This is a genomic window from Pseudomonas sp. TE3911, from assembly GCF_054062775.1.
The window spans coordinates 5,503,229-5,525,168 of the sequence record NZ_JBSSFP010000001.1 but is presented as its reverse complement, the minus strand read 5'-3'; the positions used below and the strand labels follow the sequence as shown (position 1 = coordinate 5,525,168).

The 21,940-nt window shown below is 57.7% G+C and carries 18 protein-coding genes; 14 read left to right on the top strand and 4 right to left on the bottom strand.

The genetic code is table 11. The annotated features are described in order from the left end of the window. The first annotated feature begins 3 nt into the window (after positions 1 to 3). From ACVWXD_RS25030 to pbpC, 7 genes are all read left to right on the top strand, one after another. Complete coding sequence (locus tag ACVWXD_RS25030; RefSeq protein ID WP_032885182.1) at positions 4 to 1,758, top strand: bifunctional alpha/beta hydrolase/class I SAM-dependent methyltransferase; 1,755 nt, start codon at positions 4 to 6, stop codon at positions 1,756 to 1,758. Positions 1,759 to 1,760: 2 nt separating this feature from the next. Then, a complete protein-coding gene (locus ACVWXD_RS25025; RefSeq protein WP_260366967.1) occupies positions 1,761 to 3,059 on the top strand; it encodes a phosphatase PAP2/dual specificity phosphatase family protein in 1,299 nt (432 codons plus the stop codon). Continuing rightward, a complete protein-coding gene (locus ACVWXD_RS25020; protein ID WP_260366966.1) occupies positions 3,049 to 3,492 on the top strand; it encodes a hypothetical protein in 444 nt (147 codons plus the stop codon). Before ACVWXD_RS25025 ends, ACVWXD_RS25020 begins: the two co-directional genes overlap by 11 nt. A 9-nt stretch (positions 3,493 to 3,501) precedes the next feature. Continuing rightward, positions 3,502 to 4,122 (top strand): lysophospholipid acyltransferase family protein, encoded by a 621-nt coding sequence (locus ACVWXD_RS25015; RefSeq protein WP_032885179.1) that lies wholly within the window; start codon positions 3,502 to 3,504, stop codon positions 4,120 to 4,122. A 1-nt stretch (position 4,123) separates the two neighbouring features. Then, positions 4,124 to 5,056 carry a phosphatidate cytidylyltransferase gene (locus ACVWXD_RS25010; RefSeq protein ID WP_032885177.1) on the top strand — a complete coding sequence of 311 codons (933 nt, stop codon included), beginning with the start codon at positions 4,124 to 4,126 and terminating at the stop codon, positions 5,054 to 5,056. Positions 5,057 to 5,345: 289 nt separating this feature from the next. After that, positions 5,346 to 11,150, top strand: a complete 5,805-nt coding sequence (locus tag ACVWXD_RS25005) for an alpha-2-macroglobulin (protein ID WP_457371444.1) — start codon at positions 5,346 to 5,348, stop codon at positions 11,148 to 11,150. Continuing rightward, entirely contained in the window at positions 11,131 to 13,428 is a 2,298-nt protein-coding gene (gene pbpC, locus ACVWXD_RS25000; RefSeq protein ID WP_457371443.1) for a penicillin-binding protein 1C, read from the top strand. The genes ACVWXD_RS25005 and pbpC overlap by 20 nt, the downstream gene beginning before the upstream one ends. Here the strand turns inward: pbpC and ACVWXD_RS24995 are convergent. Further along, a complete protein-coding gene (locus ACVWXD_RS24995) occupies positions 13,425 to 13,805 on the bottom strand; it encodes a hypothetical protein (RefSeq protein WP_032885171.1) in 381 nt (126 codons plus the stop codon). The genes pbpC and ACVWXD_RS24995 overlap by 4 nt on opposite strands. A 349-nt stretch (positions 13,806 to 14,154) precedes the next feature. Continuing rightward, the gene (locus ACVWXD_RS24990) at positions 14,155 to 14,478 is read right to left on the bottom strand and encodes a hypothetical protein (RefSeq protein ID WP_457371442.1); all 324 of its coding nucleotides are present in this window, start codon (positions 14,476 to 14,478) and stop codon (positions 14,155 to 14,157) included. Here ACVWXD_RS24990 and ACVWXD_RS24985 point away from each other — a divergent pair. Both ACVWXD_RS24985 and ACVWXD_RS24980 read left to right on the top strand, forming a co-directional pair. Continuing rightward, complete coding sequence (locus tag ACVWXD_RS24985; RefSeq protein WP_457371441.1) at positions 14,462 to 14,578, top strand: DUF6957 family protein; 117 nt, start codon at positions 14,462 to 14,464, stop codon at positions 14,576 to 14,578. The two genes, ACVWXD_RS24990 and ACVWXD_RS24985, sit on opposite strands and share 17 nt — an antisense overlap. A gap of 400 nt (positions 14,579 to 14,978) precedes the next feature. Further along, positions 14,979 to 15,803: a helix-turn-helix domain-containing protein gene (locus tag ACVWXD_RS24980; RefSeq protein ID WP_457371440.1), complete on the top strand. Its 825-nt coding sequence runs from the start codon at positions 14,979 to 14,981 to the stop codon at positions 15,801 to 15,803. A 25-nt stretch (positions 15,804 to 15,828) separates the two neighbouring features. Here ACVWXD_RS24980 and ACVWXD_RS24975 read toward each other — a convergent pair whose 3' ends face one another. Together ACVWXD_RS24975 and ACVWXD_RS24970 are read right to left on the bottom strand one after the other, a co-directional pair. Continuing rightward, positions 15,829 to 17,100, bottom strand: a complete 1,272-nt coding sequence (locus tag ACVWXD_RS24975; protein ID WP_457371439.1) for an ATP-binding domain-containing protein — start codon at positions 17,098 to 17,100, stop codon at positions 15,829 to 15,831. Then, the gene (locus ACVWXD_RS24970) at positions 17,097 to 18,884 is read right to left on the bottom strand and encodes an ATP-dependent nuclease (protein ID WP_457371438.1); all 1,788 of its coding nucleotides are present in this window, start codon (positions 18,882 to 18,884) and stop codon (positions 17,097 to 17,099) included. The genes ACVWXD_RS24975 and ACVWXD_RS24970 overlap by 4 nt, the downstream gene beginning before the upstream one ends. Before the next feature lie 632 nt (positions 18,885 to 19,516). Between ACVWXD_RS24970 and ACVWXD_RS24965 the strand changes: the two genes are divergently transcribed. The 5 genes from ACVWXD_RS24965 to ACVWXD_RS24945 all read left to right on the top strand — a co-directional run bounded on the left by ACVWXD_RS24965 (position 19,517) and on the right by ACVWXD_RS24945 (position 21,892). Next, entirely contained in the window at positions 19,517 to 19,807 is a 291-nt protein-coding gene (locus tag ACVWXD_RS24965) for a type II toxin-antitoxin system TacA family antitoxin (RefSeq protein ID WP_457371437.1), read from the top strand. Continuing rightward, a complete protein-coding gene (locus ACVWXD_RS24960; protein ID WP_457371436.1) occupies positions 19,765 to 20,289 on the top strand; it encodes a hypothetical protein in 525 nt (174 codons plus the stop codon). The genes ACVWXD_RS24965 and ACVWXD_RS24960 overlap by 43 nt, the downstream gene beginning before the upstream one ends. 327 nt (positions 20,290 to 20,616) lie before the next feature. Continuing rightward, a complete protein-coding gene (locus ACVWXD_RS24955) occupies positions 20,617 to 21,003 on the top strand; it encodes a hypothetical protein (protein ID WP_457371435.1) in 387 nt (128 codons plus the stop codon). Between the two features lie 369 nt (positions 21,004 to 21,372). Further along, positions 21,373 to 21,537, top strand: coding sequence for a hypothetical protein (locus ACVWXD_RS24950; RefSeq protein WP_457371434.1), 165 nt, complete (start codon positions 21,373 to 21,375; stop codon positions 21,535 to 21,537). 127 nt (positions 21,538 to 21,664) lie between these two features. Next, positions 21,665 to 21,892 (top strand): DUF7706 family protein, encoded by a 228-nt coding sequence (locus tag ACVWXD_RS24945; RefSeq protein WP_457371433.1) that lies wholly within the window; start codon positions 21,665 to 21,667, stop codon positions 21,890 to 21,892. Positions 21,893 to 21,940 lie beyond the last annotated feature (48 nt).

The following is a 21,940-nucleotide window of genomic DNA, read 5'->3' as shown; positions in this document are numbered from 1 at the left end:
GCGATGCGCGAACAGCAAGCACACACCTTCAGTACCCATGATGGCGTCGAGCTTTTTTACCGACACTGGCCGGCCACTTCCCCTGCGGATGGCGAGCCACGCCAGGCGATCGTGCTGTTCCATCGCGGCCACGAGCATTCGGGCCGCATCGCCCATCTGGTCGATGAGCTGAACCTGCCCCAGTTCGACTTCTTCGCCTGGGACGCCCGCGGCCACGGCCAATCCCCCGGCGAGCGCGGTGACAGCCCCAGCTTCGCCACCAGCGCCCGCGACGTGCAAACCTTTTGTGACCATATCGGCGCCACCTACGGCATCGAAGAGGAAAACTTCGCTGTCATCGCCCAAAGCGTCGGTGCGGTAATCGCGGCCACATGGGTGCACGATTACGCGCCGAAAATCCGCGCGTTGGTGCTCGCCTCGCCAGCGTTCAAGGTCAAGCTGTACGTGCCGTTCGCTCGTCCAGGCCTGGCGCTGATGCGCAAGTTTCGCGGCAACTTTTTCGTCAACAGCTACGTCAAGGCCAAGTTCCTCAGCCATGACCCGGAGCGAGTGGCGTCCTACGACAGCGATCCGCTGATCACCAAGGCGATTTCAGTGAATGTGCTGCTGGGTCTGTACGAAGCAGCCGACCGGGTTGTAGCGGATGCCCAGGCCATCCAAGTGCCGACTCAGTTGCTCATCTCCGGCTCCGACTTCGTGGTGCATCGCAAACCCCAGCAGCAATTTTTCGACCGCTTAGGCAGCCTGAAAAAAGAGCTGCATATCCTGCCCGGTTTTTTCCACGACACCCTCGGCGAACGTGACCGCGCCGTGGCGGTGAGCAGTGCCAGGCGCTTTATCCTGCAAAACTTTGCTCACCCGCTGGACCGCGCCTCCCTGCTCGACGCCGACAAACTGGGCGCCACCTGCGCCGAGTCCGAATCCCTCGCCGCGCCGCTGCCGCGCAACTCCCTGCGTGACCTGTACTGGCGCATGACCCGCGCCAGCATGGGCTTGGGCAAGAACCTGTCAGATGGGGTGAAACTGGGCTTCGACACCGGTTTCGACTCCGGCAGTACCCTGGACTACGTCTACCGCAACAAACCCACCGGCAAGGGCGGGCTGGGGCGGATGATCGACACCAACTACCTCAACTCCATCGGCTGGCGCGGCATCCGTCAGCGCAAGCTGAACGTCGAAGAACTGCTGCGCCTGGCCATGGCCAAGTTGCGGGATGAACAGCGTGAAGTACGTATCGTCGACATCGCCGCCGGCCACGGGCGTTACATTCTGGAAGCCTTGCAGGGCGTGTCGCCGCTGCCGGAATCGATCCTGTTGCGCGACTACAGCGATATCAACGTGCGCGACGGTGGCGCGCTGATCCGCGAGAAAGGCCTGGGGGATATCGCGCAGTTCGTCAAAGGCGATGCGTTTGATCGCGCGGACCTGGCGGCGCTGGAACCCAAGCCGACGTTGGCGGTGGTGTCTGGGCTGTATGAATTGTTTGCCGATAACAGCATGGTCGGCGGTTCGCTGGCCGGCCTCGCCGAAGCGGTCGAACCCGGTGGCTACTTGGTGTACACCGGCCAGCCATGGCACCCGCAACTGGAGCTGATTGCCCGCGCATTGACCAGCCATCGCCAAGGCCAGGCCTGGGTGATGCGCCGTCGCAGCCAGGCGGAAATGGACCAACTGGTGGAAGCCGCCGGTTTCCGCAAAATCACCCAGCGTGTGGATGAGTGGGGCATCTTTACCGTGTCCCTGGCACAGAAGATCTGAGCATGCGCGAACCCGGTTTGTTGAAACCAGCCGTCCTGTGGCTGCTGCTATTAGCGCCGTTGTTCTTCAGCACCTACGGCTTTGCCACCTGGGTCACCAGCCAGCGCAGCGACGTGGGCACGCTGGTGTTCGGCTGGGAAACCCATATGCCGTTCTGGGCCTGGACCATCGTGCCTTACTGGTCCATCGACCTGCTCTACGGTTTCTCCCTGCTGCTGCCCAGCACCCGTCATGAACTCAAGCAACACGCACTGCGCCTGCTGAGTGCCCAGGTGATCGCGGTGAGCTGCTTCCTGATCTGGCCACTGCGTTTCACCTTCGAGCGGCCCGAGCTGGATGGCGTGTTTGGCTGGTTGTTTGCGGTGTTGGCGGGCTTCGACAAGCCATTCAACCAGGCACCGTCGCTGCACATCGCGCTGCTGGTGATCCTGTGGGTCATGTTCCAACGTCATACCCAAGGTTTCTGGCGCTGGCTGGTGCATGGCTGGTTCGCGTTGATCGGAATTTCGGTGCTGACCACTTATCAACATCACTTTATCGACTTACCCACAGGCGCCCTCGCGGGCTGGATTTGCGTGTGGTTGTGGCCGCTCGAACATCCGAGCCCGCTGTTGAATACGCGGCTTACCCAAGACCGCAAGCGCTGGCAGCTGGGCGTGCGCTACGGCTTGGGCGCCCTGGCGCTGATCATCGTGGCGTTAAGCCTGGGCGGTTGGTGGCTGTGGCTGCTGTGGCCAGCGGTTTCCCTTGGGCTGATCAAGGCGAATTACTTCGTGCTGGGCGCGGCGGGTTTCCAGAAGCGCGCTGATGGTCAGCTCACACCCGCCGCGCGCTGGTTATATGCGCCCTATCTAGTGGCCGCCTGGATCAATTCCCGGCTGTGGACACGCAACCATCCACAGCCCAACGTGATTGTGGATAACGTTTGGCTGGGGCGGATTCCTACCTCAAAGGAGCAGAGTTCATTCAGCGCCATTGTGGATCTATGCGCCGAACTGCCGATTAATCCACAGGGCCGCGCGTATCAATGCATCCCGGTGCTCGATCTGATAGCGCCGACACCCACCGAATGCCGGCAAGCTGCTGAAGCCATCGAACGCCTCCGCGCACGCGGCCCGCTGTTGGTGTGCTGCGCCCTCGGCTACTCACGCAGCGCTACCGCCGTCGCCGCCTGGCTGTTGCACAGCGGGCGCGCCACGACGGTGGACGAAGCGCTGACTATTATTCGTGCAGCACGGAACGATGTGGTCCTGCACCCCGCTCACCGTGAAGCATTGGAGGGTTTGCCCCATGCCCGCTGATATGGAACTCCAGGTGGTGGCCAGCCTGCTGCGCCGTGGCCGTTCGCTGGATCAGTTATCCACAGCACTGACCGTGGCCGGTGTGCTATTCGGCCTGGCCCAATTGCTGATGGCGAGTATTTCGATCATCTGCCTGCTGCTCAGCCTGTGGATGATTATCCTCGGCATGCTGCAAAAGTACTGGGCGCTGCGCGTGGCCTTCGACGCCGACCTGTTCGCCCTGCTGGCCCGCGATACTGAGCGCACCACCGACCTCGACCAAGCCCTGCAGACCCTCGGCCTGCAATCGCCCAATCGGGCCGGCCGACCTTGGGCCGAGCGCCGTCGCGGCGCCCTCAAATTGTTGCGCAAACAAGCCTGGCTGCTGGGCGCGCAAGCGCTGCTGACCCTGGGCGTGATCCTCGCCAGCCCTTGGCTGCCTTTCGCCGGATAAGGAATCCCCATGTTCGAACCTGTGGTCGCCACGCTGATTACCTCCATGGCCCGCACCGTCACCGGCGCCCGCAGCCTGTGGCTGGGTTGCGCGCCCGTGCCGGTGCAACGCATCTACTTCGCCAACCACAGCAGCCACGGCGACTTTGTGCTGCTGTGGGCCTCGTTACCGCAAAACCTGCGCAAATTCACGCGCCCGGTGGCCGGCAGTGATTACTGGAATAAAAGCGCGCTGCGTCGTTACATCATCAACCGCGTGTTTAATGGTGTGCTGATCGACCGCGAACGCAAGGACCCTGTGGATAACCCTCTACAGCCTATGCTCGCTGCCCTGGAGGGTGGCGATTCGCTGATCATCTTCCCTGAAGGCACGCGCAATCCGGAGGACGGCTTACTGCCGTTCAAAAGCGGCCTGTACCACCTGGCAAAAAGTTACCCACAGGCCGAATTGATCCCCGTGTGGATCGCCAACCTCAACCGGGTCATGCCCAAGGGGCGCGTTTTGCCGCTGCCGTTGTTATGCACAACCAGCTTCGGTGCACCGCTGCAACTGGAAGACGGTGAAGACAAGGCGCTATTTCTAGCCCGCACACGCGACGCCCTGCTCGCCCTCGCCCCGGAGCATGTCTGACATGGATAGCCAAACCCTGATGCTGTTCGGCGGAATCGGCGCGATCCTGGTACTCGCCTCGCTGATCGGCCTGATCCTCAAACTGCGTACCCGTGGCACGCCGAACGCGGTGATCGACAACCTCAACGCCCGCATCAATGCCTGGTGGGTGATGGTGGTGGTGATCGGTATCGCCTTCTGGCTCGGCACCGGTGCGGTGATCCTGTTGTTCTACGCGGTGTCCTTCTACGCCCTGCGCGAGTTCCTCACCCTCACCCCGACCCGACGCAGCGACTACCCGGCGCTGGTGGCCGCGTTCTACCTGGCCCTGCCGCTGCAATACCTGCTGATTTATTCGGACTGGTACGGGCTGTTCTCGATCTTCATCCCTGTGTACGTGTTTTTGCTGCTGCCGATCCTCGCCTCATTGGGCGGCGACACCACACACTTCCTCGAACGTGCCTCGAAAGTGCAATGGGGCTTGATGATCGCGGTGTTCTGCGTGTCTTTCGTCCCGGCCCTGCTGACGTTGGACATCCCCGGCTACGAAGGCCGCAACCTGCTGCTGATCGCCTATCTAGTGATCGTCGTGCAACTCTCGGACGTGTTGCAGTACGTGTGCGGCAAGCTGTTCGGCAAACACAAGATCGCGCCCAACCTGTCACCGTCCAAAACCGTGGAAGGTTTTGTCGGCGGGATTCTGCTGTCCTCCCTGATCGGCGCCGCGCTGTGGTGGACCACGCCGTTCAACCCATGGCAGTCGTTCCTGATCGCCTTGCTGATCAACCTGCTCGGTTTTGCCGGTGGGATCGTCATGTCAGCCATCAAGCGGGATCGGGGCGTTAAGGATTGGGGGCATATGATCGAAGGCCACGGCGGCATGCTGGATAGGCTGGATTCGGTGTGCTTCGCCGCGCCGATTTTCTTCCACCTCGTACGCTACTGGTGGACCTGACCACCAGCATTCTCAGCTCAATGGAGCGCTAAATGTGGGAGGGGCTTGCTCCCGATGGCGGTGTGTCACTCGCTGAAGATGTTGACTGATCCACCGTCATCGGGAGCTCGCCCACTCCCACAAAAGCCGCCGGACACCTGAAGGACATGGCCAACCTCATGGTCAACCGCTCGCTGGCATGCATGGGCGCTCACTAACCCTATAAACATCCCGCCATACGGCGTATCGGCGTCATCTTTTGTATCAAAGACGCTGTAAGATACGCCGCACTTAGCCAGGGATGCTCACCATGTTCGATTCGCTCAAAGCCATCAGCCGTCGTGTTGTCGGCGTGTTTCTGACCGTGGTGGGGGCCGTTTTCGGCCAATGGCATCCTCCGCTGTGGCTGCGTGCTATCGGCCGTGGCGTGGAAAAACTTGGGAGTAAAGCCCGTGCTTACCCGCGTCAAACGGGTGCCGGATTGCTCGGGCTAGCACTGCTCGTGGCCGCTGGCTTCTACGGCTGGCACTGGTATTCCAATCTGCCGCAGCCGCATACCGCGAGCTACTCGCTGCACAAGCCCAACCTGACTGACTACACCCAGCCAACGCCAGTTGTGGATAACTTGCAAGTGCGCTTCGCCGAGTCCGTGGCGCCCCTTGCGGCCATCGGCAAACCCGTCACCGAGGGCATTACCCTAAAGCCCGAGGTCGCAGGCACCTGGCGCTGGGCGGATGACCGTAGCCTGTTGTTCGTGCCGGAGAAAGACTGGCCTATCGACGCCCATTACACCCTTGATCTGGCCAAGAAAAACCTGTTGGCAGATGGCGTATTGCTGGATCAGTACAGCACCCAGTTCTCCACCCAACCGTTCCGCGCCACCCTGGCCGCCAACGAGTTGTACCAGGATCCATCCAACCCGACGCTGAAGCAGCTGGTGGCGACCTTCCATTTTTCCCACCCTGTGGATGAAGACAGCCTGCGCAAGCACGTAACGGTGACCCTCGACAAAGGCCTGACCTACCGCGACGCCCAATTACCAAATCGCCCGGAGATCACCTTCGACGAGAAAAAACTCAACGCCTACGTACGCTCCGCAGCCTTGGCCACCCCGCTGGAAAGCACCCCGGTCAGCGCCAAACTCGACGAAGGCATCAAGGCCCGCGATGGCGGCAACGCCAGCGCCGCATCGTTGGTGGCCAAAGTCACCGTACCCGGTCGCTATCGCCTGACATTTACGGGCGCCGAAATCAGCTTTGTGGATAACGAACGCGCAGAGCCAGAGCCAGTGCTGATGTTCAGCAGTTCCAGCGCTGTAGCCGATGACACCATCGCCGGTAAGGTCCAAGCCTGGCTGTTGCCGGAAAAAGCCCAGAACGACACCCGCCCCTATAACACCAATGAAATCGACGACGCCCTGCTCGCCCGCAGCACCAAGGTCAACCTGACCCACGTGCCCAGCGTCGAACCGCTGAACACCCTGCACGCCTTCAAGTTCAAGGCCCCTGCCGGACGTGCGCTGTATGTACGCGTGCCCGCTAACCTGGAGGCCATCGGCGGCTATCTGGCGAAGGATCCTACGGCGTCGCTGGTCAGCATGCCGGCGTATCCGCGCACCTTGCAGTTCCTGTCTGACGGCGCCCTGCTCAGCCTCACTGGCGAGAAACGCCTGGGCTTCATGGCCAGGGGAGTGCCCGGCGCCCACGTGGAAATCGCCCGCCTGTTGCCCAACCAGTTGCAACACTTGGTGGACCAGAGCAGCGGCAGTTTTGCGCGGCCGAACTTTGGCAATGAGTACTTCGATCGTATGGTCGAGCGTCAGTCTCTGGACATTCCTATGTCATCCAATGACCCGGCCAAAACCGTCTACGACAACGTAGATTTGAGCCACTACCTCACCGCCAACGGCGGCCGTCGCGGCATTTTCGTGCTCAAGCTGAGCCCACAGGATGAACCGGCCGAGCGTACGTTCGAATATGAACGCAGCAGTACCAGCGACCTGCGGTTTATCGTAGTGACCGACCTCGGCATCATCGCCAAACGCTCCAGCGACGGCAGTCACGACGTGTATGTGCAGTCCATCGGTAATGGTTCGCCGGTGGCCGACGCGCAAGTCGACATCATCGGTCGCAATGGCTTGCCGGTGAGCAGCGGTCACACGGACGGCGAAGGCCATGTGCATTTCGCCAAGCTGGATGAACTGCGCCGTGAGAAAACGCCGCTTATGTATGTGGTCAGTCGCGGCAATGACCAATCGTTCCTGCCAATCGCCCGTCAGTCCCAGCAGCTGGATTTGTCGCGCTTTGATGTAGGCGGTTTGGAAGAAGACGGTGCGATTGATCGCCTCAGCGCCTACCTGTTTACCGACCGCGGCCTGTACCGACCCGGCGAAACCGCCCACCTGGGCATGATCGTGCGCAGCGGCAACTGGAAAGGCGCCTTGCAAGGTCTGCCGGTGGAGCTGCAAATCACCGACCCGCGCGGTCTGGAAGTGATTCGCCAGCCACTGAAGCTCTCCGCCAGCGGGTTTGAAACCTTTGATTTCCCCAGCAGCGAAGTGGCCCCAGCCGGGGAATACACCGCGACCTTGCAGTTGATTGGCCAGAAGCAAACGCGCACAGACCTGGGCAGTGTCAGCTTCAAAGTCCGCGATTTCGAGCCGGACCGCATGAAGGTCAGTTTGAGCCTGCACGACACGCCGGTGCAGGGCTGGATTCCCCCGGACCAAGTGGTGGCTAAAGTCACCGCCATGCACCTGTTCGGCGCCCCGGCCTCGGGCCGTCGCGTTACTGCAAAAATGTCACTGAGCCCGACGCTCGCGGCATTCGACCGTTACCCCGATTACCGCTTCCGCCTCAATGATTCCCTGGAAGACGCCAGCACCGAAGACCTGGCCGAAACCACCGTCGACGATAACGGCCAGGCCGTGCTCGACCTCAACCTGCAACGTTTCGCCAACAGCACCTATCGTTTGCAAGTGATGACCCAGGTGTTCGAGGCTGAAGGTGGCCGCAACGTGGCGGCGCAAAGTGCGTTGCTGGTGTCGTCCGCGCCGTACCTGGTGGGTGTGAAAAGTCAGGATTCGCTGTCATACGTCGCTAAGGACGCTCCGCGCCAGGTGCAATGGCTGGCCGTCGCGCCAGACCTCACACCGCTTGCGGTGGATGGCTTGACCAGCGAAGTGGTCGAGCACCGTTATGTGTCGGTGCTGGTGAAGCAATCCAACGGTACCTACAAGTACGAGTCACGTATCAAGAACATCAGCCAACCGGCCTCACCGCTGGTGATGACCAAAGACGGCGCCAAGCAGACCCTGAACACCGGCACGCCAGGGGATTTCACCCTGCAACTCAAGGACGCCAACGGCAACCTGCTCAACCAGATCGACTACAGCGTGGCCGGGCGCGGCAACACCTCGCGCTCCCTGGAGCGTAACGCCGAGCTGCAACTGCGCCTGGATAAACGCAGCTACGCCACCGGTGATGAGATCGCCATCAGCATTCGCGCGCCGTACACCGGCGCGGGCTTGATCACCATCGAGCGCGACAAGGTTTACACCCAGCAGTGGTTCAAGGCAGACAGCACCAACAGCGTGCAACATATCCGCGTGCCTGCGGGCCTTGAGGGCAATGCCTACGTCAACGTGCAGTTCGTGCGGGACATCGGTTCGTCCGAGGTTTATATGAGCCCGCTTTCCTACGGTGTGGTGCCCTTCAGCATCAACCTGGACGCGCGGCGCATGGCACTGAAGGTCGACGGCCCGGCGAAGATCGAGCCGGGGCAAATCCTCGACATTAAGGTCAACACCGACCGCCCGGGCCGCGCCGTGATCTACGCGGTGGACGAAGGCATCCTGCAAGTAGCGCGCTATCAAACGCCTGATCCGCTGGGTTTCTTCTTCCAGAAGCGTGCGCTGGAAGTCGGCACCAGTCAGATTCTTGACCTGATCCTGCCGGAGTTCAGCCGCCTGCTCAGTGGGGCGGCGCCTGGAGGCGATACGGAAGGCGCCCTGGCCAATCACCTCAACCCGTTCAAACGCAAACATCAGCCGCCAGTGGCGTGGTGGTCCGGGCTGGTGGATTTGCCGGTCGGTGAAACCGTGCTGCATTACCAGGTACCCGACAGCTTCAACGGCAAGTTGCACCTGTTTGCCGTCGCGGTGGATACCGACAGCGTGGGCGTCAGCGAGACCACTACCGACGTGCGCGGGCCGATCGTGATCACGCCCAATGTGCCGGCCTTCGTGGCGCCGGGGGATGTGTTCAACGTCAGCGCCGGGGTGTTCAGCAACCTCGACGCGGCAGCGGATGTGAAATTTGAAGTGCAGACCAGCGCCGGCCTCGTGGTGCAGGGCGACAAGGGCAGCACCTTGTCACTGCAACCGCGCAAAGAAGGCACTGCCGAATTCAAGATCAAGGTCGGCGACACCCTCGGTTCGGCAGACCTGCGCTTTGTCGCGGTGCTGCCGGATGGCAAGCGGATCCAGGTGGCGGAAACCACGTCAATGCGCCCCTTGAGCGAACACCGCGTCGCTCTGAGCCTGGGCCGTTTCGACAGCGCCAGCAAAGAACTCAAGCCCACACGTGAACTGTTCAGCCAGCTGCGTGATGTGCAGTTGGGCGTGGCCGCCTCGCCGCTGGTATGGGCCAACGGCCTCAAGCATTACCTGGATGACTACGGCTATGCATGCACCGAGCAATTGGTGTCCAAGGCCATGCCGGCATTGATCTGGGGCGGCACCACACCCGAGGCTGAACAAGCCTTCAGCAGCGCGGTCCGCATGTTGCGCCAGCGTCAAAACCAGGCCGGTGGCTTTGGATTGTGGGCAGCCAACCCTGACGTGGCGCCGTACGCCAGCCTGTACGCCACTGATTTCCTGATCGAAGCCAAGGAGCGCGGGCTGCCGGTGCCGGAAGACCTGCTGGTGCGTTCCAACGCGTATCTGACAGACCTGGCCAACGGCCCGAGCGAAGGCCTGTCGGAATTGCGCAACCGTGCCTACGCCAGTTACCTGCTGAGCCGTCAGGGGATTCTGGTGAGCGGCGCGCTGAGCGACATCCGCGAGCGCTACGAGAGTTACTTCAAGGACAGCTGGCAGAACGACCTGGGCGCCGCCTACCTGGCTGCCAGCTACAAACTGCTCAAGCAGGATCGGCAGGCCGATACGCTGTTCCGCAAAATCCCGTGGCGTTCGCTTGTGGATAAGTGGGACAGCGACGGCCTGTACTACGACCCGCTGGTGCACGACGCCGAACACTTGCACCTGCTGGCGCGCCATTTCCCTGAACTGATGGATGACGTGCCCACCGCGCTACTGGATAAGCTCGGCAAACGACTCAACGAGCAGCGCTACAACTCGCTGTCGGCGGCATTGTTGCTGCGCGCCCTGGACAACTATGGCCAGCGCGCGCAAAGCGACATGACCCTCAAGGCCACCGCCTGGCTGGGCGATAAACAGCAACAATTGCTGGAAATGGCCGGCCAGCCACCGCGCGCCGCCGTACCGCGCGCCACGCAGAAGCTGGTCATGGAAAAATCCGATGGCCCGGCAGCGTTCTACATGCTCAGCGAAGCCGGTTTTGATAAAGGCGCCAAGCTCAAAGCCATCAACAACGGCCTGGAAATAATCCACGAATACCTCGACCTCAAAGGCGAGCCGGTGAGTAAGGTAGCCGTGGGTGAAGAGTTCCTGGTGCGCTTGCGCCTACGGGCTACCGACCGTGACCAAGTGCAGCAAGTGGCCGTGGTCGACTTGCTGCCCGGCGGTGTCGAGCCTGTGTATAACTTGCCTCCAGAGCCGGAAGCCGCGAGCAGCGAGGAAAGCGAAGGCGAAGAATCCGAGTACGTAGAAGCCAGCGAAGAAGAAGCTGACACCTGGCAGGCCCCCATTGGCGAAACCGAGCTGAGCAACTGGCAGCCAGACTACGTGGATGTGCGGGATGATCGGGTGGTGTTGTACGGCACTGCGCTACGTGATGTAGGCACTTTCGTTTACCGCGTACGCGCCACCAACGCAGGGACGTTCAATACGCCACCGGCCTACGCCGAAGGCATGTACGAAACCACCCTGCAGGGACGCGGCAAAGTAGGCCAGCTTGAAATTACCAAGCCTTAAACGCCTGACGCCGCTGCTGGCAGCTGCGGCGTTACTGGCCGGCGTGCGGCTTTGGCCCCATGCGCCGCTGGAACAGGCCATTACCTCCTCCAGGGTCGTATTGGCCGACGACGGCTCGCTGTTGCGTATGACGCTGGCCCAGGACGGTCAATATCGCCTATGGCTACCACTGGAGCGCATTTCACCTTCATTGATTGAGGCGCTGCTGCTCAAGGAAGACCGCAATTTCTACTGGCACCCGGGGATCAATCCCCCGGCGTTGCTGCGGGCGGCCATGGCCACCTACAGCGGAGGCCAGCGCCAAGGCGGCTCGACGTTGAGCATGCAACTGGCGCGGCGCCTGTGGGATCTCAACACCCGCCAAGTGCCCGGCAAATTGCAGCAGATGGCGTTGGCGCTGTGGCTGGAAGCGCGCTACAGCAAGCACGACATCCTTGAGGCGTACCTGAACCTGGCGCCCATGGGCGGCAATATCGAAGGCGCCGAAGCGGCCAGTCGCATCTACTTTGGCAAGGCGGCGGCGCAGTTGTCGCTGTCCGAAGCGTTGGCATTGGCGGTAATCCCCCAACAGCCCGGCCGTCGAGCACGCTTTGGGCCTTCGCTGCAAAACGCCCGGCTGCGCTTGATGGCTGACTGGCGCGAGACTTATCCACAAGACCCGCGTAATGACAGTTTGCTGGACTTGCCCTTGGAAGCGCGCAACCGCCAGCAGATTCCTTTTTTGGCGCCACACTTGAGCGAGCAATTGCTGGCAGCTCAAGCTGGTAATGAGTTGAACAGCACGCTCAATCTGCCTTTGCAACAATTGCTGGAACGTCTGATCACCGGGTTTATCGCCGAACGGCGCAGCACCGGGGTTGAGAACGCCACCGCGATCCTGATCGACAGCCGCGATCAGAGCGTCAAGGCGCTGGTGGGCTCAGCGGACTACTTATCCACAGACATCCATGGACAGGTCAATGGTGTGCTGTCACGGCGCTCGCCGGGGTCTACGCTCAAACCGTTTCTCTATGGGCTGGCGCTGGACCAAGGGGTGATCCACCCCATGAGCATCCTCAAGGACTTACCGAGTAACTTCGGCTACTTCCAACCGGAAAACTTCGACGGCAGTTTTGTCGGCCCACTGACGGCCCGGGATGCGTTGATCCGTAGTCGTAATATCCCCGCCGTGTGGCTGGCCAGCCAGGTCAAGTCGCCTTCTCTATACGGCTTGCTGCAACGCGCCGGCATCAAAGGCCTACGCGACGAAAGCCATTACGGCCTGGCCCTGGCACTGGGTGGCGGCGAGATGACCCCGGAGGAGCTGGCGCGGCTGTATGTGATGTTGGCGGGAGACGGGCATTTACGGCCGTTGCGCTACTTGCAGCAACAGCCGCAAACCACCGGCGCACAACTGCTCAGCCCGCAGGCCGCGTTTATGGTGCGCGACATGCTGCGCCGCAACCCGCGCCCAGATGGCCTGCCCGGCCGCCATTGGCGAACCGCCTGGAAAACCGGTACGTCATGGGGTTTTCACGATGCGTGGAGCGCCGGACTGGTCGGCCCGTATGTGTTGGTGGTGTGGGTGGGTAACTTCGATGGTCGGCCAAATCCAGCGTTTATTGGTGCCAAGACCGCCGCGCCGCTATTCTTCCGCATTGCTGACGCTTTGCCCCTGGCATTACCCAACGTCGCGATCAAAGCCGACAAGCCGCCTGCGGGGCTGGTGCGCATTGATGTCTGCGCTGCCTCCGGTGAGCTGCCCAACCGCTGGTGCCCGCAAACCCGCAAGACCTGGTACATCCCCGGCGTCTCGCCGATCCGTGTTTCCAACCTGCACCGCCCGGTGCTGATCGACACCCGCACCGGCAAAGCCGCGTGCCCGCCGTTCGATCCGCAATACACACGAGAGGACATATTCGAGTTCTGGCCCAGCGACGTTCAACGCCTGTACCGAGCAGCCGGCCTGCCCCGCCGAACCCCGCCCAACGTGATGAAAAACTGCCAACCCAACCGCATCACCGACCAGAGCGAAGCGCCGCAGATTCGCTCGCCACTGACTCAGGTGAGCTACCAACTGCGCTTGTCTCAACCCCAGGAAAGCATCCCGCTGAACGCGAATGCGGCCAGCGATGCGGCGACGCTGTACTGGTTCGCTGATCAAACCTTGATCGGCCAAGGCCCGCCGCAAGCCACGCTGAACTGGAGGCCGGGCAAGTCAGGGGAATATCGGTTGCGGGTCAGTGATGATCAAGGACGCAGCACAAGTCGGGGGTTGCGGGTGGAGTTTGTGCCTTAGGAGCAGTTGTCACCCTCAGCAAGCTCAACATAATTCGATTCCCCGCCTCCGGTCGCACCCGATAACCAACCCCATACAAAGCTCAGGCTGGTACGCCCAGACGTATCCACAGTCACTGTGCCTCGCGACCAACCGGACAGCAGCTCACCGTCCAGCGTCAGACACTGAAAAAGCAGCTCAATGGTATCGGCGCCGGTCACGCGACCGACTTGCGTCCCCGTGCGGATTCGGCCGCCTTGGTAGGTGCTGGATAGGGCATCACCGTCGACACGGTAATGAAACACCGTGCCGGTACCGGAAAGCCCATGGGTGTTATTCGCGACCACAAATCGGCGATTGTGCAAACGCTCGCCGAGGTGGGGAAAGGAAGATGGCATCAACGTGGCGTCCTTGCGTTGAAACCTGGAGACCCGATGGGCTGATCGTAGACATTAAAGTCTGTCTCACTTCGGCACGAATCTCGGGGCCTGTAGCGTGTTCGATTGAGTTTTAAAGTCTGTCTCACCCTACCGCCTGAGCCGCTTTCCGGTTCGGAAAAATATTAAAAACGGTCTCGGCTCTGGCCACGACGATGTATGAACGTAGGCTTTGAGCTCGTGAGCTCAAGCAGGGTATCCTGAGACAGCTGGCTCCGAGACTTCGTTGGCACACAGACTCCCCTTGGAGACGCTTGAGAGCCCGCCTCCCATGGCGGGCTTTCTCGTATATGCACCATTTCGGTATCCGTCAGACCCGTTTAAGATCGGGATACTCGGCCTCTTCCCTCGACTGGCTCTCATGCCAATCCGCCCAGAGTTTCTGCTCCTCGTCATACAGCTCCCGAGAGACAGTGCGGGGCAGGTACGCTTCAATATCACGTGTATCGGCTGCGTAAACATAGCGGCTGGCACCATTCAGAATCATCATCCGGAAAAATGCTGCCTCTTCGAGATTGAGAGTGGTGCCGCGCTGAGGGGGGCGATAGCCCCTGCTTTGGTTTACGCTTTGACCGTTATACAAGATAGTAAAGGTCGTTTTCCACCCAAGAACCACATTGGCTGTTTCTTTCACCCATGGGTGTCTGTTTGAGACGAAGAATACGATTTATGTATTGATGGGTTCTGGTCGAAGGCTGCGCACAGATCTCGATATCGCGCTTAGCATGTGTTGAGTCGTTGGAAAAAACGAGTGCTCATAAGTCAGCTGACTTCACTGCACATTTGCTCGTTCGGTAGGACGAGTTGGAGCGCGTAGGAATTTAAACTTGAATTAAAATTGATCAAAAAACAGGCAAAAAACTACATCTTAAGCCTATGTCAGATTAACTAAACGTTTTGCCAATATTTTCATATTTATCATGTGGTTATGTGTATTTTTTAGGGTGCCTATATCTAGATAGCGAGTCCACTTGGCGATAACGTTTCTCCTGTAGCCATTTTTTAGAGGTTCCAGGCAATGAATCCCGTCCTGTTTGTAATTGATAAAGCTCTCTCGGCTGATCCGTTAACGCTAGCGTTGTGCTGTATCTTGCTACTGAGTGCTGGTCTGCTGGTGCATGCATGGAGGTCGAAATGAGCCAAATCGAAGTGCGTCGTCCTGTATCTGAATGGGCCAAACTGCCTGTCGATTGGATACGTGAAGGCGGACTCGTCAACTTCGCGGATGAGTCCTATTCGTTAAAGTCGATGTGGTTGAAGGAAGACAAGTCTGCAAGAAACGTATGCATTTCCTCGCTCAAGCTTTACCTGGCGCTGTGCTGCCGAGCAGATTTCACCACTGGAAATGCTACCGTGACTTATGAGGAGCTGATTAGGCTCACAGGCTTGTCTCGGCCAACCGTTGCGAAAGCCTTGACGCGACTGGAAACAGAGGGGCTGATTCAGCGAAAAGCGCAGGCCCTTAGGAAGGGGTCGAACATTATGATTTGCGGCTGGCTTGAAAGTAAAAGCTGGGCGAAGATCCCGAAACGCTGGCTCTACGACGGCTCGCTTGGTGCCAAAATTCTCATGCTCACTGAGTTCAACTTTAGCAGAGCGTCATTGTCGGCATTAAAGGTGTACATCGCCTTGCTTGCTTACAGGGACTCAAATCGTGGTGGTATCGCTATGCTTTCCTACGATCGGTTAGCGCTGATTACCGGGGTTAAAAGGCACCACATCTCGGACGCAATCACTCGACTCTACGATCTGCGAATGATTTCTTTCAGGCAGGGTGATTTTTCGGAAGCATCAGATTTTTCTCGAACGAACCGCTATCTAGTTCGTGGGCTAGGTGTTCGTTGGACTAAGGCAGACGAATTTGAGCTGCCTCAAAGCTCGGTTCATAAAAATCGTCCTGGTGCTGCTGACATTACGGCAGCTAATTGTTTTGTATCAACCTCACCCAAGGTCACGTAGTGCTAAGGGCTAGTCTCGTTTAAAGCTAAGCCTCTCGAACGGAGAAAGGAGGAAGTGTCATTGCTCTCGGGAGTTGTACTAGTACCAGACACTGGTGCTTTGCTCTGGTAACGGCATTGTAAAGTAGCCGTCTCTGTTGCTCGTCATTTCCACGAATTGCCGCAGGCCAAAGCACAATCACTAAATCAAATTCTCTGTTTTTTGCTCCATGAACGGTTAGCGCTCGAATACCTGGCCCATCTCGTGAGCTTAGACGTCGTTGGTTTGAAAATGAGTGCCGTATTGTGTCCTCCATTTCTTCGCGAAGGACATGAGTCCTTCCCTTAGTCCGACGCTGTTTCTCCAGCCAACGCACGAAGTCTTGAGCAATCGGTGCAGGTTTTTCCGCCATCAAGGCGAACGCTTCCGCCAATGTGACTTGGTCCGGCAAAGCGAGATCGTCAATGAATGCGTCGGCAAGCTTACTCTCTGACTCTTCCAGAATTATGTTGTAGGGCCCGTTTCCTCTGCCTGTTGTTCGGGTGGCGACCCATGTGAGGATGCCGTGGGCAAATTGCCCCATTGTTGGGGTGATAATCGCGACCCGATTCCCCCCTCTATTCCACCCAATGCCATTAGAAACGTAAGAAGCGGCGAGAGCTGGTGTAGGGGTGTGGAAAATCTTAAAGAGCCCATTTGATGCTGGAGCCTGTGCTGATCGGATAGCACCGGCGGCGGCAAGGAGATTTTGATCTGAGGTGCGCCTAGGCTGCTGAAGGAGCGCGTCGTGGCCAACAGCAGTTAGCCAATCGCAGGCTGGGTTAGGACGTAGCTCCTCGATGAGGCATTGAAACTCATCTGCAGCAATTAGCAGGTCAACATTGGGAGCCATTGCCTGCACTATCCTCAGTCGATTTAGCGTGAGATCTTGTGCTTCATCCACGACCACAACGGGATATGTCGTGGCGATCCAGCGTACAACGATATCGTGAGACAGGAGGTCCGCGGCGACCTGGCAGACCGCCTCATAATCATTGACTCTTGGATGCCTCATCTCTAATTGGGTTATTAGTGCTTGCCATCTACTGACGATTCGCCAAGCGAATCCATCGATTGTGGTGCACTCGTATTGCCGACGTAGCAGAGCGACATCCCCCAGTCGATCGTCCAGGCGCCGACGCGACCCATGCATAAAGGTCAACGCCAAAACTTTCTGAAACGTCTGTAGAGGCTGTCTTTCCAGTCTCGCGGCTAGGTTTGCCATCAACTGATGAGTCTTTCCACAACCTGCTGCGCCGGAGAAAGATTGAATAGTCATGGTTGGAATACCCAGACACCATCTGGGTCGGCGACGAAATGTGCGCTAGCAGTTCCCGCGGACGCCATAGCCAAACAGCTGAACAACTCTGCTGCTCTGGCGCGACAGAGAGGTGAGTTAACTATCGCGTCTGCAACCGATTCATAGCAGATCACGTCCACTTTCTTATTTTTTAAATGAGTGACGATGTCAGATACAGACGTGGGGGCAACCTCCGTCAACTCCGCAAGCCTCCCGACAACGTCGTCTCCATCCGCATCCAGAATCCAGCCGATGGCGTCTTCGATCATTTCGCCGTCTGCCCATCGGATTATTGATGAGGGAGCATTGGGCTCTGCCAGAAGGTTAGTGATGTAGCGTATACCGTCTCTGTCACCGTCCACCAGGCAGCAGACTTTTTGGTGGGTAGCTGATAGTAACTGGAATGTCTCTACCACTTTGGCATCCTCAGTGGGAACCACGCCGACCTCCAGTCCAAACATAGCTGTCATGCTCGTGGACCAACCCTCGGTCAACATCAAAGGTCGCAGCACCGTTTTGAGTAACAGGAAATCAGCACGGCCCTCAGGCACTAATACACACGGGTGCATTAAAGCCGACAGTACATCTACACGACTTTGTTGAAAAAATTTCCTCTTCCAGTTCTGAGCGTCTGGTAGCAACGGCTCCGCTAAAAAAGGAAGGGCGGAGAGGTGGCCGTCAACATTTCGAAGAATCAATACAGAGGTAGGATCTGATACCGCTGCAATCAATGGGGAATGCGTAGTAATGAAGGTCTGGGTCGAAAGCGCTTGCACTCGTTGTACCAACTGCTGTTGCCCTGCTGGCGGTAGATGAAGCTCAGGCTCCTCCAGGGCCATTAGAAAACCCTCACCCGCTGCTGAACGTCCTCGACCTAGTTCCAAAAGTAACAACAAACCTTGCAGAGACACCAAGCCACTGCCTTGTCTTGCTGCGGGTACGCCTAGTCCTCCGACAACAGCAAAATGTGCTGCGATAGAGTCGAGAAGTGATCGGCTATCGGTACTGGTCACTCGCAGTTGAACAAGAGGCGCATTCGGTATGCATCTCGCTAATTCGGCGTTGACGTTCTGGATCAGTGGTGAAATTCGATCATCGTTTTCGATGGGGGCTTCCGGGCTTCTGAGCCGATCACGCTCGGCTAAAATGGCATCGGATGGTTGGGCTGCAGCTGCTTGTAGCGTGCGTCTGAACAGCTCACTCCCCCAAGAAAAAACTTTGTCCCAGGTACGGCTCGCACGTACGAGGTAAAACCCAATTTCTTTTATCAATCGAGGAGGAACGCCTACAGGCGAGTCCTCAGCGAAGGGGTCCATCGGGCTATCGTGATCGTGGAAGTAACGAACCATCTCGACCGATAGTGAATCGCGGTCAAAATAAGCTTGAGCGCCAATTTGGCAGCAAAGCCTCGATGCTTCTTCGATGCGAATCGCGCTGATCGTACCGTTGGCTTCGTCCAGCCATTTAGGCACCCCTCTACCGTCTCTAAACCAATCAGTATTCTGGTAAGGATCTTCGGAAGGAAAATCTGTGATTGTAGCTACAAGTTTTATTCTGTCGGCAGGCTGGGGATCTGAACCGTAAAAGTCATGTTCGGTGAGTTCCCTGATCATCCGCTCCCTTCCTAGAAGAAGCGTCAACGCCTCTATCACCGTAGTTTTGCCGGTATTGTTGGCCCCGATCAGCACAGGATGGTCTTTAAAGTGAACGCTTCCTTCACGGATACCGCGGAAATTTTGGATATCCAAGATCGCTACTCTCATCACATTTCCTTTGGACTCAACGAACGAATAGAGAACATTTCCTTTCTGGGGGGGCGAGCCTTGCCGACCTCCGAGATAGTCAATATAGGAGAGTTTTGGAGTAGCCTCCCTGCAATTGATGACCGATTTCAGACGCGTGTCTGAATCGATTTCGCAGACGTCACGTTTGCCAGCGCCGCTTCGGCTCTGGAGTGAGCTCGAGGGTGGCTGCTCCTGAAGTAGCCTCACCAACTTACGCGCTTATCCTGCCTATCTCGACTTATCCTGGGCTGCGCCATCATAGGGTCGAAAATCCAACACCCTGAGCTATGCAATTATCTCGAGTAAGGCGCGAATGATTGGCAAATACCCCATCCTCCGCTGCGGCCCACCTCAGACTTCCTTTGGTCAGAAAAATGTATAGCAAGTGATATACGTATAGACGATAGCTATACATGTGTTACTCTCAGTGTTCCTTAATCCAATTGGTGACCAAGCATGCAAGACATCCACAAAATCCTGTTTCGGGTTCGAAACGCCTACTCCTGCTCAATGCCGTTGGAGAGTCGTGATCCCGTGACGACCTGAATAAATCGTAGGAGGCTGACTGGCCAAAAGTTCTTTACGCGCATGGTGCGCAACCGAGGCAACTCATGAATACCAGTACTGATCGCGGCACTGCCGCGAAACAACAGTTGAACATCCGAGTAGATGTTCAAACACGCGACCTGATTGATGCGGCCGTGGACGTGCTGAAGATGGATCGGACTAGCTTCATCCTTGACGCGGCGAGTAAGCGCGCACAAGAGGTGATTATGGACCAGCAGGTATTCCATCTCAGTGACGATGCATTCGACCGTTTCGAGGAGGCGCTCAACGCTACACCTTTGAGTGAAAACAAATGTCTGCAAATCCTGCTGAATCGCAAAACGAGATGGCGCTAAGCGCGCCCGAAAAGCTGACTGAAAAACACGACGTTTCGGAGTTTGGGAGCGGTGAGCCTTCAATCGACGATTATCTGAAAAAGCGTGCTCTTGTGGCTCAGCTTCAAAAGCAGGCAATTGTCTACGTGGTCTGCTTTCACGGAACGAACAAGGTAGCGGGCTACTACACGCTGTCTAACGGTTCTGCCGTCAGGGCTGACATCGTTCCGAAGAAGTTGCAGAGAAATACCCCAAATATCCATCCAGTAACCATCTTGGGTCGCATGGGATTGACGCTGGCGGCACAAGGGCAGGGTTATGCGATTGATTTGCTTCATGACGCAATTTCGCGGGCCATTATCGCGTCTGAGACGGTGGCGTCATCTGCAGTATTGGTTCACCCTCTTACGGAGCGCCTGGCACAGTTTTACGCCAAGCATGCTGGGTTCGAGCGTAATCCAGACTTGTCTCCTCTGACGATGATGGTATCGCTTCGCCGCTGAGCGGCCCTCCGCCGGCCACGCTAGCGTGCCGGCGGCGCAAGCTTCTATGACTAACTGCCAGGTGTACCAGCTCGTTCCTGAAGGCCCCGGCAGTTATATAGCCTACTGCATATATATTTTAAGAACGTTGCATTCCGAACGATTCAACACTCCTAGGTACATACTTAGTTGAGGAGATGCTCGTTCAGATTGAGGATGGTTTTATCTGTGTCCCCTCCACACACTCGATATGTATAGAGGCTGGTGTCAGAATATTTTGTTTGGCACCACATGACGTAAGAAGGGCAGCTTTGACTGCTTATTAACCATTTTCGGTGAGATAGCACGATGCGGGCGATTGAAGAAATCATTGCTGAGTTCTTTCAAAGTTGGGACCAAAAATACGTCAGCGAGCCTGCTCTTGGAGCTTTACGCGAGCTGGCGAAGGATGGGCGCTTTGAGGAAATGACTGCCCTACTGGTTGCCTGCGTTAATCGGCACGGGCGCGTTGCAATGGGCTTTGTGTTGACTCATGTGCCAGGCGTTCTGCTCAGCAGTTACATCTATGAAAAAGCGGAAGTTTCAGCGCCGATTGTTGAGGAGTATTGGCGCGTCGAAGACGTGGCCACCACGATCAGAAATGCTGCACTGCAGGACGGTAAATTATCTGTTGTCGTTCCGAAAATCATTAGTGACCTTCGCGAAATAGCGGCATCGGCCTCCAACCCCAAATAGTTCGGAAAAATCGCTGCACCCACAAGCCCGCCAAGTGCGGGCTAAGCCCGTAGGAGAGGTGCGGATTCCGTGCCCATAAACTGAAGGAGTGCTAGCTATGGATCCCATGGATAAAATTTGTGATGGTTGTGAACAGCCAGGCAGCGCCTGTGAATGCAGCTATTGCGAAGACTGTGAGCAAAAGGAAGCTGACTGTGTGTGCGAGCGGTGTAGTCACTGTAGCGCCAAAGAAGATAACTGCACCTGTGAAACTTGCGACAACTGCGGTGAGAAAGAGCCTGACTGTTCCTGTGAGGTGTGCAAAGACTGCGATGAGAAAATTCCTCAGTGCGCTTGCAAAGCCAGCTCTGATTAAGCGGAGCCTTTTACATGCTGGCAATCGTCATGTTTGCCTCGCGTGATACGGCTATGTCGGTTTGGTCTCTTGTGGCTTTGACAGCAGGGTTTGTTTTATCTGCCGTGGGCATGAAGCTGGAACCCCGCGTTAATGCGCGTCGTATAGCCGCTGAAGCCATCACCAAGGCCCGAGGATAGGTTTCACACTACATCATCCAGTTATAGGAAAGCGCCCAGCTACACCACAAGCCCAGCCGTCAAACGCTGGGCCGAGGTCGTAGGGGAATGTGGTTCTCGCGTCCCAGCACAAAGCAAGGATGACCCAATGAGCGACAGCCCGGATCTGATCATAACTGCCCAGAACCCGCGAACCGATGAAATTGCATTTGTCGAATTTGAGCGTGCTGAAGCCTTCGCGCTATCACGGTTGGTCAGAAGTTTGACCCTTGGCGATTGTCGTTGTAAGGCGGTCAGCGACGATGATGCGCACTTGATGAAAGAAGGATTGGAAAAACTTCAGAGTTTCTTTGTGACTGCTAGTGTTTCGCCGTAGTGAGGCATGAATCGTCCCTGGTTTTGTAGACACTTTCCAAGCTCGTAC

Bases quoted from the DNA above. Each gene is read 5' to 3' on its own strand.
- ACVWXD_RS25030 (WP_032885182.1), top strand. From the start codon at position 4: ATGCGCGAACAGCAAGCACACACCTTCAGTACCCATGATGGCGTCGAG.
- ACVWXD_RS25025 (WP_260366967.1), top strand. From the start codon at position 1,761: ATGCGCGAACCCGGTTTGTTGAAACCAGCCGTCCTGTGGCTGCTGCTA.
- ACVWXD_RS25020 (WP_260366966.1), top strand. From the start codon at position 3,049: ATGCCCGCTGATATGGAACTCCAGGTGGTGGCCAGCCTGCTGCGCCGT.
- ACVWXD_RS25015 (WP_032885179.1), top strand. From the start codon at position 3,502: ATGTTCGAACCTGTGGTCGCCACGCTGATTACCTCCATGGCCCGCACC.
- ACVWXD_RS25010 (WP_032885177.1), top strand. From the start codon at position 4,124: ATGGATAGCCAAACCCTGATGCTGTTCGGCGGAATCGGCGCGATCCTG.
- ACVWXD_RS25005 (WP_457371444.1), top strand. From the start codon at position 5,346: ATGTTCGATTCGCTCAAAGCCATCAGCCGTCGTGTTGTCGGCGTGTTT.
- ACVWXD_RS24995 (WP_032885171.1), bottom strand. From the start codon at position 13,805: ATGCCATCTTCCTTTCCCCACCTCGGCGAGCGTTTGCACAATCGCCGA.
- ACVWXD_RS24980 (WP_457371440.1), top strand. From the start codon at position 14,979: ATGAGCCAAATCGAAGTGCGTCGTCCTGTATCTGAATGGGCCAAACTG.
- ACVWXD_RS24975 (WP_457371439.1), bottom strand. From the start codon at position 17,100: ATGACTATTCAATCTTTCTCCGGCGCAGCAGGTTGTGGAAAGACTCAT.
- ACVWXD_RS24970 (WP_457371438.1), bottom strand. From the start codon at position 18,884: ATGAGAGTAGCGATCTTGGATATCCAAAATTTCCGCGGTATCCGTGAA.
- ACVWXD_RS24965 (WP_457371437.1), top strand. From the start codon at position 19,517: ATGAATACCAGTACTGATCGCGGCACTGCCGCGAAACAACAGTTGAAC.
- ACVWXD_RS24960 (WP_457371436.1), top strand. From the start codon at position 19,765: ATGTCTGCAAATCCTGCTGAATCGCAAAACGAGATGGCGCTAAGCGCG.
- ACVWXD_RS24955 (WP_457371435.1), top strand. From the start codon at position 20,617: ATGCGGGCGATTGAAGAAATCATTGCTGAGTTCTTTCAAAGTTGGGAC.
- ACVWXD_RS24950 (WP_457371434.1), top strand. From the start codon at position 21,373: ATGCTGGCAATCGTCATGTTTGCCTCGCGTGATACGGCTATGTCGGTT.
- ACVWXD_RS24945 (WP_457371433.1), top strand. From the start codon at position 21,665: ATGAGCGACAGCCCGGATCTGATCATAACTGCCCAGAACCCGCGAACC.